The 9,028-nt window shown below is 61.9% G+C and carries 13 protein-coding genes; 9 read left to right on the top strand and 4 right to left on the bottom strand.

The genetic code is table 11. The annotated features are described in order from the left end of the window. A partial coding sequence (locus NKI39_RS30780) for a phosphotransferase (RefSeq protein ID WP_352836542.1) occupies positions 1–449 on the top strand: 449 nt, incomplete at its 5' end. A gap of 27 nt (positions 450–476) precedes the next feature. On the opposite strand, the gene NKI39_RS30775 is transcribed toward NKI39_RS30780, so the two are convergent. Next, on the bottom strand, positions 477–944 hold the full coding sequence (locus NKI39_RS30775) for a carboxymuconolactone decarboxylase family protein (RefSeq protein ID WP_352541657.1): 468 nt from the start codon (positions 942–944) through the stop codon (positions 477–479). 85 nt (positions 945–1,029) lie between these two features. Between NKI39_RS30775 and NKI39_RS30770 the strand changes: the two genes are divergently transcribed. From NKI39_RS30770 to NKI39_RS30755, 4 genes are all read left to right on the top strand, one after another. Then, complete coding sequence (locus NKI39_RS30770) at positions 1,030–1,701, top strand: TetR/AcrR family transcriptional regulator (protein WP_352836539.1); 672 nt, start codon at positions 1,030–1,032, stop codon at positions 1,699–1,701. Positions 1,702–1,705: 4 nt separating this feature from the next. Next, positions 1,706–2,317, top strand: coding sequence for a hypothetical protein (locus tag NKI39_RS30765; RefSeq protein ID WP_352472592.1), 612 nt, complete (start codon positions 1,706–1,708; stop codon positions 2,315–2,317). Next, on the top strand, positions 2,314–3,162 hold the full coding sequence (locus NKI39_RS30760; protein ID WP_352836536.1) for a 23S rRNA (adenine(2030)-N(6))-methyltransferase RlmJ: 849 nt from the start codon (positions 2,314–2,316) through the stop codon (positions 3,160–3,162). Before NKI39_RS30765 ends, NKI39_RS30760 begins: the two co-directional genes overlap by 4 nt. A gap of 125 nt (positions 3,163–3,287) precedes the next feature. Continuing rightward, positions 3,288–3,740 (top strand): hypothetical protein, encoded by a 453-nt coding sequence (locus NKI39_RS30755; protein WP_023677684.1) that lies wholly within the window; start codon positions 3,288–3,290, stop codon positions 3,738–3,740. A 36-nt stretch (positions 3,741–3,776) separates the two neighbouring features. Here the strand turns inward: NKI39_RS30755 and NKI39_RS30750 are convergent, their stop codons facing one another. Further along, positions 3,777–4,136 carry a VOC family protein gene (locus NKI39_RS30750; protein ID WP_352472594.1) on the bottom strand — a complete coding sequence of 120 codons (360 nt, stop codon included), beginning with the start codon at positions 4,134–4,136 and terminating at the stop codon, positions 3,777–3,779. 117 nt (positions 4,137–4,253) lie between these two features. Here NKI39_RS30750 and NKI39_RS30745 point away from each other — a divergent pair, with 117 nt between their 5' ends. Continuing rightward, on the top strand, positions 4,254–5,006 hold the full coding sequence (locus tag NKI39_RS30745; RefSeq protein WP_352836533.1) for a sulfite exporter TauE/SafE family protein: 753 nt from the start codon (positions 4,254–4,256) through the stop codon (positions 5,004–5,006). 38 nt (positions 5,007–5,044) lie between these two features. On the opposite strand, the gene NKI39_RS30740 is transcribed toward NKI39_RS30745, so the two are convergent. Then, positions 5,045–5,680 carry a TetR/AcrR family transcriptional regulator gene (locus NKI39_RS30740; RefSeq protein ID WP_352836530.1) on the bottom strand — a complete coding sequence of 212 codons (636 nt, stop codon included), beginning with the start codon at positions 5,678–5,680 and terminating at the stop codon, positions 5,045–5,047. A 62-nt stretch (positions 5,681–5,742) separates the two neighbouring features. On the opposite strand from NKI39_RS30740, the gene NKI39_RS30735 reads away from it, so the two are divergent. The 3 genes from NKI39_RS30735 to NKI39_RS30725 all read left to right on the top strand — a co-directional run bounded on the left by NKI39_RS30735 (position 5,743) and on the right by NKI39_RS30725 (position 8,270). After that, complete coding sequence (locus NKI39_RS30735) at positions 5,743–6,273, top strand: DinB family protein (RefSeq protein ID WP_352836527.1); 531 nt, start codon at positions 5,743–5,745, stop codon at positions 6,271–6,273. 494 nt (positions 6,274–6,767) lie between these two features. Continuing rightward, on the top strand, positions 6,768–7,187 hold the full coding sequence (locus tag NKI39_RS30730) for a hypothetical protein (RefSeq protein ID WP_352836524.1): 420 nt from the start codon (positions 6,768–6,770) through the stop codon (positions 7,185–7,187). A gap of 486 nt (positions 7,188–7,673) precedes the next feature. Beyond that, positions 7,674–8,270 carry a glutathione S-transferase family protein gene (locus NKI39_RS30725; RefSeq protein ID WP_352472598.1) on the top strand — a complete coding sequence of 199 codons (597 nt, stop codon included), beginning with the start codon at positions 7,674–7,676 and terminating at the stop codon, positions 8,268–8,270. A gap of 77 nt (positions 8,271–8,347) precedes the next feature. Here NKI39_RS30725 and NKI39_RS30720 read toward each other — a convergent pair whose 3' ends face one another. After that, positions 8,348–8,998 (bottom strand): outer membrane protein, encoded by a 651-nt coding sequence (locus tag NKI39_RS30720; RefSeq protein WP_292662341.1) that lies wholly within the window; start codon positions 8,996–8,998, stop codon positions 8,348–8,350. Positions 8,999–9,028: the final 30 nt, after the last annotated feature.

The raw sequence follows: 9,028 nt of genomic DNA, 5'->3' as shown, positions 1-9,028 counted from the left end.
CGCCGGAGCCCGGCGCGGCGGGTGCGGGGGGGGGGGGCGCCTTCGACCCGCCCCCCGCGTGGGCGGTGTGGGGGCGGGCCGTGGCCGGGGTTGGGCTCGGCCCGCCGGTCTGGGTCCATGGCGACGTCGCCTCGGGCAATCTGCTCGTCGAAGATGGCAAGCTCTACGCGGTCGTCGATTTCGGTAGTTCGGCTATCGGCGATCCTGCCTGTGATCTGGTGATCGCGTGGACGGAATTTTACGGCGAGAGCCGTCAGGCGTTCCGCGACGCCATTGCCCTTGACGAGCACAGCTGGGCGCGCGCACGGGGCTGGGCGTTGTGGAAGGCGCTGATCGTCGCTTCGGGACATGACGGCAACCAGCGCGAGGCGGAAAAATCGTGGCGGGTCATCGATGAGGTGCTGGCGGATCACACAAACAGTCGAAACGGGAAGGCTAATTCAGTCTGAACGCGTCCCGCTCTAATAACGAAAGCATCACTGCCCGCCCATCTCCTTCCTGAACGTATCGAAATCGACCTGCATGCCGTTGAAGATGGTGCTCCAATGGCGGGTCAGCGCTGAAACGGCGACCGCCTCCTGGATCTCCTCGTCGGTGGCGCCGGCGCGCTTGGCGTCCTGCGTGTCCGACCAGATACAGTAGTTGCACGGGATTTGCGCCGCCACCGCGAGCGAGATCAGCGACTTGACCTTCGGCGGCAGCGCCGTCTTGTCGCTGAGCTGGATGGCCTTGACCTCGGCCCATGCACCAGGCAGACCGGCTTTCGGGAACTGCATTACGAAACTCGGTACGCCGCCCATGGTCGACTGGATGTCCTTGACGGTCGCGTCATACTCATCGGCATAAGAAGGAGCTGCAGCCAGGGTCAGCACACAGGTGGCGGCGAGCAGGCAGGCGCGGCGGATGGAAGAATGCGTTGATGAAAGAGTACGATAGGCAGACATGACATTCTCCTCTGGCGTTTGTTGGCCTTACGGTGTAAGGTAACGTCGAAAATGAACCTTACATCGTAAGTTGTCAAGCGGCACCATGGACACATCGATCAAAAAAAAGCGACCGCGCGGCCGGCTGTCTCGCGAGATGATCGAGAATGCCGCTTTGAAGGTGATCGAGAGCGAGGGCCTCGCCGGGTTTTCGATGCGCAAGCTGGCGGCAGAACTCGGCTGCGAAGCCATGAGCATCTATCACCACTTTCCTTCGGTGGCGTATCTCTTCGAAGCCTTGGTGGATCGGCTGATCGGCTCCCTCGAAATGCCCGACGCGGACCTCCCTTGGCGACAAAGGTTACGCATTGCCGTGCAGGATTTCCGCCGCGTCGCGCGTGAGCACCCGGCCTTTGCCACGTTCCTTGTAACCTACCGGATGAATTCGCCGACCTGTCTCACTTGGCTGAACGGCATCCTTGGCCTGTTCGAGGCCGGCGGCTTCGGACCGCAACTGGGTGCGCGGCTGTTCCGCACCACCGGCTATTATCTGATGGGTGCCATCCTCGACGAGACTGCCGGCTATGCAAAGGGGCCTTCGGCCGTGACCATCGTCAGCGACGAGCAACTGGCGCAGGATTTTCCAAAAGTAGCTGCGGCCGGGCGTTATTTCGGCACCGCCGAATTCGACCGGACATTTGATCTCGGCCTTGACATGCTCCTGGACGAAATGGAGCGCGCCCGCGACGGCACCATCGCGCCGAACACCGGGTCTTGATGTCATGCGCTCCCTGTTCGCCCTGATACTGCTCATCGGTACCGGCATCGGCGTCGTCTATCCCTGGGCGATGACCAATTTCTCCGGCCGTGAGATCGGCACCTGGCGAGTTTACGACCAGGGCCGGTTCAAGCCGGTGACCGTGCCCCTGAGCGCACGCGACGGGCCGCTACGCCTGCTGGTCGACCTTACGGCAAGAGCCGAGCGCATCGTCTCGCAGCAGCGCACTGTGTTGACCCTCACTGCCGCCACCGGCGGCAGGACGGTGCTCGCCTCGACGCTGCAGTTCAACCATTCCGACAATCCGCGCCAGGTCAGCCCGCAACTGCCGGACAGGATCTTTCGCGACGAGGCTGGCCTGATCCCGACCGTTACCCCTGGTTCCTACATCTTCACCGTCGGTCCGGGCGACGCCGAAGGCATTCCGATGCGGGCCGTCGATCTCGTCCTGCGCTCGGGGGCCGGCGAGGTCGACCGCCGGGCGCGCCCGGTTGGTTTTTCCCTGATGGCGGCGGGCCTGGTCGGGCTGGTGCTGGCATTCCGTTTCGGCGGCCGCCGGCCGGAAAATCCGAACTCGCAGCCGCCACCGCCGCGCTGGGGCAGGGGCTCCAATTGAACTATCGCCATGCCTACCATGCCGGGAACTTCGCCGACGTCGTCAAGCATGTCGTGCTCAGCCGGCTGATTGAATATCTGAAACAGAAGGACAAGGCGTTTCGGGTCATCGACACCCATGCCGGGATCGGCCGTTACGATCTGTCCTCGACCGAAGCGCAAAAGACCGGCGAATGGCAAGGCGGCATCGGCCGGCTCGTCGATGCGGCCCTCGATGCGCCGGCGGCAGCACTGCTGGCGCCGTATCTTGAAGCCGTCCGCTCGCTCAATCCGGACGGCGGCGTGAAAAAATATCCGGGTTCGCCGTTGATCGCCCGGCACCTGATGCGCAAGCAGGACCGGCTGTCGGCGGTCGAACTGCACCCTAAGGATACCGCCAGGCTGAAGGCGCTGTTCGACGGCGACTTCCAGACCCGGGTGATCGAGCTCGACGGTTGGCTGGCCCTCGGCGCGCATCTGCCGCCAAAGGAAAAGCGCGGCCTCGTGCTCATCGATCCGCCTTTCGAGGAAGAGGGCGAGTTCGGTCGCTTGGTCGACGGGCTGCAAAGAGCCCATCGGCGCTGGCCAGGAGGGATTTACGCGCTGTGGTATCCGCTCAAGGACCGCAGGGCGGTCGCCGCCTTCCGCAAGGCGCTGAAGCAGACGGGCATTTCGAAGCTGCTCGACATCGGTTTTGAGATCAGGCCGGACGCCGTCGAGCCGAGCCTCGACGGCTGCGGCATGGTGGTGGTCAATCCGCCCTTCACGCTGGAAGGCGAGTTACGGACGCTGCTGCCGGCGCTGCACCGGCTGCTTGCACTTGAGCAGCCGTCGCATTGGACGCTGGACTGGCTGGCGGGAGAGTAGTTTGAGGGCGCGGCCCTGCCGTTCCGTCAGCGCAACCATCGTCACCACAACCACGGTCGCTACAACCGCTTGACCGCGCGTCAGCGAATCCGCACAGTGCGCGCAGTCGACCTTGAGAGGCTGCCATGACTCGCTTCGCCCAATCCGCCCTTGCCGCACTGCTCGCCTTTTGCACGCCGCTGGCCGCGCCTCTTGGCGTCACCCAGGCAGTCCAGGCGGCCGACCTTGCAATCTATACCGACGAGGATAGCGGCGTCTGCGGCGAGGCCTGGGTGCTGAACAAGATCACCGACCGCTTCTCCTATCAGGTGCATCACGTGCCGCATCTGCCGGATGTGCAGATCGTCGACTTCCAGCGCATCCACCAGCATCGCTATCTGCCGGCCGACGACACCTGGCCGATCGGCCGCCGTTATTGCGGCGCCACCGTCAGCCTCTCCGACGGCGGCGCTCGCACCATCTGGTACCTGATCGAGGAAGGCCAGGGCTTTGCCTCGATCGGCGACAATGTCGAATTCTGCGTCTCGGGCTTCGACCGCTGGATGGTCTACAACGGCCGGTGCCGCGTCCTGCGCTGACCAGCGCCTTCCGATCCCGACGGATTGTTGCGTCACTTAGGTGGTCGAGAAAAGGAACACCTGACGGCCATCAGGATCACGGACGATCACACGTCTGCCCATAGCCGTCGCCTTGACGTCCGCAATGATTCCAAAGCCGTTGGCCTTGGCGGCAGAAGCAGCTTCATCTGCGTTGGCGACTTCGAAGCCGATCATCGTTCCCGCTCCTTCCGGCGTCGTTGCTTCTGCCGGGTAGAGTTCGATCGCAAGCCCTTCACCTTGGAACGCGAAATGTATCGGACCGGAGCCATGCTGCTCTTGCCTGAAGACAATTCCAAAATTCGCGTAGAAAGCCGCGGCTGATCTGGGATCAGCCGAAAACCATGTGACAAATGCCAAGCTCGGCAAGGAGGACATTCATACCTCTCTGGTGTTGAGGGTCCAAGGTCGGACGAGGTTGCGAAAATCGGAGACTTCCATGCATGTCAACGCCAACCGACCACATCGATCATTTTGCGGGGGAAACAGCACCACATGGATTCGCTTGTTTATACTGTTACTCTCGGCGCGGTCGTTGCAGGCTTCGTCCAGGGGCTTTCCGGGTTCGCTTTCAGCCTGGTTGCCATGTCCATTTGGGTTTGGACCGTGGAGCCCCAGCTTGCTGCCGCCATGGCGGTCTTTGGGGCGCTCACCGGCCAGATCATCGCCGCCGTCACCGTCCGCCGGGGCTTCGAGCTCAAGCTTCTGCTGCCATTCCTGATCGGGGGGATCATCGGGATTCCGGTCGGTGTCGCCATCCTGCCTTTGCTGGATGTGCAGTTGTTCAAGTTGGTCTTCGGAGCGCTGCTGGTCGTTTGGTGTCCCTTGATGCTCTTTGCGCCTCGCCTCCCTCCCATCACGGTCGGGGGTCCTGTTGCAGACGGTGCAATAGGTCTGGTCGGCGGCATCATGGGTGGACTTGGCGGCTTCACCGGCCCGGTTCCAACGCTGTGGTGCGTGCTGCGCCAATGGGAAAAGGACAGGCAGCGTATTGTCATCCAGAATTTCAACCTTGTGACCCTCTCCATGACGATGGCTGCCTATCTTGCGGCCGGAAAGATCAAGCTCGAAATGCTGCCGATGTTTGCCCTCGTCGCGCCGGCGATGTTGATACCGACACTCCTTGGCGCGAGACTCTACATCGGCGTTAGCGAGGCGACTTTTCGAACGATCGTCCTCACACTCTTGGCCGCATCAGGTGCGGCATTGTTGGCATCGTCCTTGCCGCACCTCGTACGCCGGGTTTGAACGACACACAGAAATCCCGACTTCCGCCGTGCCATGCGCTATCGACCGATGCGGCCTGCTCCCGATAGGTAGGCGCAGATCAGTTCGACGAGTTGCTTTTGCAGCTCCGGCGCGGCGAGCATGTTCCGGCGTGCCGCGTTATGGATCACACCTTCGATCGCTGACGACAGCACGCGCGCCACGGCCTCCGTGTCGGCGCCTTTCCTTGGCTTGCGATAAGTGGCGACAGCAGTCGCATAGTGATTGAGGTATTGTGCCTGGAACGAAGCATGGGCGGCCCTGGAGCCGCGATCGCCCGGCGCCTCGTCGAGCAGCACCTGATGTAGTGTCGGGTGAATGCTGTGCGCAGCGATCATGCCGCGCACCAGCTCCTGCGCGAATTTCCTGAGCGGCTTTTGGTCTTCCGCCGAATCGCGAATGACCGACAGCACATGATCGAAGTGACGGCGCCGGACGGCAGCGAGCAGGGAAAGCTTGTCGGGAAAATACTGGTAGAGCGTGCCGATGCTTACACCTGCTGTCTCGGCAACCTTGTTGGTGGTGAAGCCGGCCCACCCCAGCCCGCTCAGAACATGAGCCGCCGCCTCGATGATCGCCTCGACGGTTGCCCTGGAACGCGCCTGGCGCGGCTGTTTGCGCATGCGCGGATGCGGTTTTGCAAGGCGAGTAGACACGTTCGCCCATTCTCCTGAAAATATAAACAACATACTCGCATTTCCGAAAAAGGACACCGACCATGAATGCGCTCGCTCTGCTTCGCAGCCTGTTTGCCTATCAGGCCTGGGCCAACGACGAACTGCTGGAAAAGCTCGCGAGTCTCGACCCGCATGTTCACGGCAAGGAACGGCAGGCCGTGATAGGGCTCATCGATCACAGCCATGTGGTGTCGCGGATATTCTCGTCACACCTGGTTGACGCAAGCCATGGCTACTCCGCCGATAGCACCGAGGACACGCCGGCGTTCGACGAACTTCGCGCCGCAGTCGCAGCGACCGATCGCTGGTATCTCGATTATCTCGAAACCGTCTCGTCGCGGCAGCTGTCCGAGCCCGTCGCATTCGTGTTCACCGACGGGGATAAGGCATTGATGTCGCGACAGGAAATGCTGACCCACGTCGTACTGCACGGCGGCTATCATCGCGGTGAAGCGGGGCGCATCCTGGCGCAGATTTCGGTCATGCCGCCATGGGATACCTTCGCCGTCCATCTCCACAGGGCCGAGCCTTCGCGCCGGCTGCAGATAAGCCGTGAGCCGCTCGGCGCCTGAACGGCCAAGCGCTTTCGATCACGCGGTCGCCTCGACCGGATCTATCGAACGATATCCTGTCCTTCAGAAATGCGAGCTGTCTGCTTACTTTCATCGCGTCGTGCAAGATAGTGCAGCGGCGTGCTCGTCGCGTTGCTTCCTACTTACCTGTAGTTTATCTTTTCGAACAAGACGAGGCGGGCGACCGCCTTCGTTCTTGACAATGTTCGCGCTGAGCGTCGGACGTTGAAGCGCAAAGCTGGTCGAAAAGGTCCTGAGCTTGACGAGAAGACCGGTCGAGATAGAACGACCAGAATTTCTGTCGCAGAACTTCGCTGCGGGACACAAAGATTCGCAGCCGGTTTTTGCGCGGGTAAAATGGTCGCGCGCTCGCCGTAACCGAAACTTAAGCTGCAAAAATCATTCTAATGCTTCGCTGGCTAGCAAGCCGCGAGTCAGATATGCAATGCGCGCCGGGTCAATAACGGCCGTCGGCACAACGGAAGGGGCATGATATGGCTAAGCAGTCATCCAAAGCGCCGGCATCCAAGGCACCGGCAAAGTCACCGGCAAAGAAAGCACCGGCAAAAGCAGCCGCGGCAAAGGCCGCAACTGCTGTGAAGAAAGCAGCACCCGCGGCCAAAGCGAAGGCCGCTGCGCCTAAGGCAAAAGCAGCGCCGGCCAAAAAGCCGGCCGCCAAGGCCGCGGAAAAACCGGCCGTGAAGAAAGCAGCACCTGCCAAGGCAAAAGCAGCACCGGCCAAGGCCAAGGCTGCACCGGCCAAGAAGCCGGCTGCAAAGGCCGTGGCGAAGCCCGCTGCGAAGAAGGCAGCACCGGCAAAGGCCGCCGCTGCGAAATCTTCCGCAGCAGTGAAGAAAGCAGCGCCCGCGGCCAAGCCGAAGGCAGCGCCCGCAAAGGCGAAGGCCAAGAAGTAGTCGCCGTTCTCCGATCGCCGGGGACAGTACTCAAGACAGCCATGGCGGGATGCCTAATAGGCGCCTCGCTTGCTGGCTGACGGTCGGGCAGGACGAGAAAGAGGCGGGAGGAAGACATCTTTTCGCAGCTCCCAGGACTTCGCCGTGCGGCGAAGTCCGGTGGGATTTTCGTGGCTGCCAAAACCAAACCTTCGGTGCAAGGCCTAGTTGGTAGTTGCTCGGATCTGGATTGTCCGACGCGCTCGCGTCTGCCGACGCACCTCCGATTCATCGCATCCGAACGCGAGACAATGGTTGTACGCTGGCGGCGCGGTTTTCCGCCTCTGGCCGTTGATGAACCCTGCATGATCGGTCAACGGTGCCCATGCACGAGCCCCTGTCGGAATCGATTTTCGGTGAGGGTCATGCACGAAGTCACAATGCTACCGCATCCTTTGCGCGTCCAATGGGGCATATGGAGCTGTAGCCGGCAAACAGGAATCGACAATGCCCAGACTGCTCTACGCGTCTACTTCTCCCTACAGTTCCAAGGTGCGCATGGCAGCACTTCATGCCGGCATCGCCGTCGATCTCGTGCCGATAAAGACCGAGGAAAGACCGGCCGCGCTGATCGGCGCCAATCCGCTCGGCAAGATCCCGGTGCTGGTGCTCGACGACGGCCGCTCGGTCCATGACAGCCGCGCCATCACCCAGCATCTCAACCGGATGTCGAAGAACGCATTGTTTCCGCGCAATCCCGACAAGCGCCTCGAGGCGGAGGTGCTGGAGGCATTGGCCGACGGCATCTGCGACTGCGCGCTGTCGATGGTCTACGAGCGGCGCACACGGCCGGAAGAGATGGTCTACCAGCCTTGGCTCGAGCGCCAGTGGACGAAGATTTCGGACGCGCTCGATCTGCTCAACGCAAACCCGCCGAAGCTGCCGAAGAAAATCACCCTCGGCCAGATCGCATTGCGCGCCTGCCTCGGCTATCTCTCGCTGCGCTTCGCTGGAAAATGGGAAAAGGGCCGCGGCCGGCTGACGCGCTGGGCGGCACGCTTCGACGAGAAATTCCCGGAGCTGAAGCCCGCCATCCCGGCTTGAGGGCGGGCGGCCCCAACCGGTGCCACAAAAAAAGCCGGGCGCGAGGCCCGGCTTTTTCGTGTCGTGGCTTGGACGACTTAGAACTTCATACCGACGCCGAAAGTGACGCGATTGTCGGTCGACTTGACCTTGCCGATACCGTCGAAGTCCTTCCTGCCGAAGTCCGTGTAACGATACTCGACACGGCCGAACACATTGTCGGTGATCTTGATGTCGGTACCGACGCCGGCTGTCCAGCCAAACTGCGTGTTGGTATCGCTTACGCCGGCAGCTTCAATCTTCTGGTTCTTCAGCGCGCCACCGGCGGTGCCGTAGAGCAGGATGTCCGGGGTGACAGCGTAGCCGAGGCGGGCACGCAGCGAGCCCTCGAAGCCACCCTTGGCCTCGATGCCGGCATCGTCGCCCTTGACGCCGTTGTAGCCGATATCGGCTTCGGCACCGTAGACGAAGTTCTCCTGCTGCCAGTTATAGCCGCCGAAGACGCCGCCGACAAAACCCTTGGTGTCGACGTCGACACCAATGTCTTTGGCTTTGGCGTGGCCGGCGAAGCCGTAGCCGACGCTCACACCGGCATAGGGACCGGCCCAGGATGCGACCGGAAGTTCTGCGATCGGGGCAGGTGCCGGCGGCTCTTCCTGAACCACGTCCGCGGCATAGGCGGTTCCGCCGAGGGCGAACAGCCCAAACGCCACCGCGAGCGGTCGCGCAAATTTAAGATTGGCTTGCATTGTTCTTTACTCCTTAAGCCACAGGACACA

The sequence above is a fragment of the Mesorhizobium sp. M0664 genome (assembly GCF_040320565.1).
Taxonomy (GTDB): Bacteria; Pseudomonadota; Alphaproteobacteria; order Rhizobiales; family Rhizobiaceae; genus Mesorhizobium.
Note: the sequence above shows the minus strand (reverse complement) of the source record. Positions and strands in the feature narration are given on the sequence as shown.

Bases quoted from the DNA above. Each gene is read 5' to 3' on its own strand.
- NKI39_RS30775 (WP_352541657.1), bottom strand. From the start codon at position 944: ATGTCTGCCTATCGTACTCTTTCATCAACGCATTCTTCCATCCGCCGC.
- NKI39_RS30770 (WP_352836539.1), top strand. From the start codon at position 1,030: ATGGACACATCGATCAAAAAAAAGCGACCGCGCGGCCGGCTGTCTCGC.
- NKI39_RS30765 (WP_352472592.1), top strand. From the start codon at position 1,706: ATGCGCTCCCTGTTCGCCCTGATACTGCTCATCGGTACCGGCATCGGC.
- NKI39_RS30755 (WP_023677684.1), top strand. From the start codon at position 3,288: ATGACTCGCTTCGCCCAATCCGCCCTTGCCGCACTGCTCGCCTTTTGC.
- NKI39_RS30750 (WP_352472594.1), bottom strand. From the start codon at position 4,136: ATGTCCTCCTTGCCGAGCTTGGCATTTGTCACATGGTTTTCGGCTGAT.
- NKI39_RS30745 (WP_352836533.1), top strand. From the start codon at position 4,254: ATGGATTCGCTTGTTTATACTGTTACTCTCGGCGCGGTCGTTGCAGGC.
- NKI39_RS30735 (WP_352836527.1), top strand. From the start codon at position 5,743: ATGAATGCGCTCGCTCTGCTTCGCAGCCTGTTTGCCTATCAGGCCTGG.
- NKI39_RS30730 (WP_352836524.1), top strand. From the start codon at position 6,768: ATGGCTAAGCAGTCATCCAAAGCGCCGGCATCCAAGGCACCGGCAAAG.
- NKI39_RS30725 (WP_352472598.1), top strand. From the start codon at position 7,674: ATGCCCAGACTGCTCTACGCGTCTACTTCTCCCTACAGTTCCAAGGTG.
- NKI39_RS30720 (WP_292662341.1), bottom strand. From the start codon at position 8,998: ATGCAAGCCAATCTTAAATTTGCGCGACCGCTCGCGGTGGCGTTTGGG.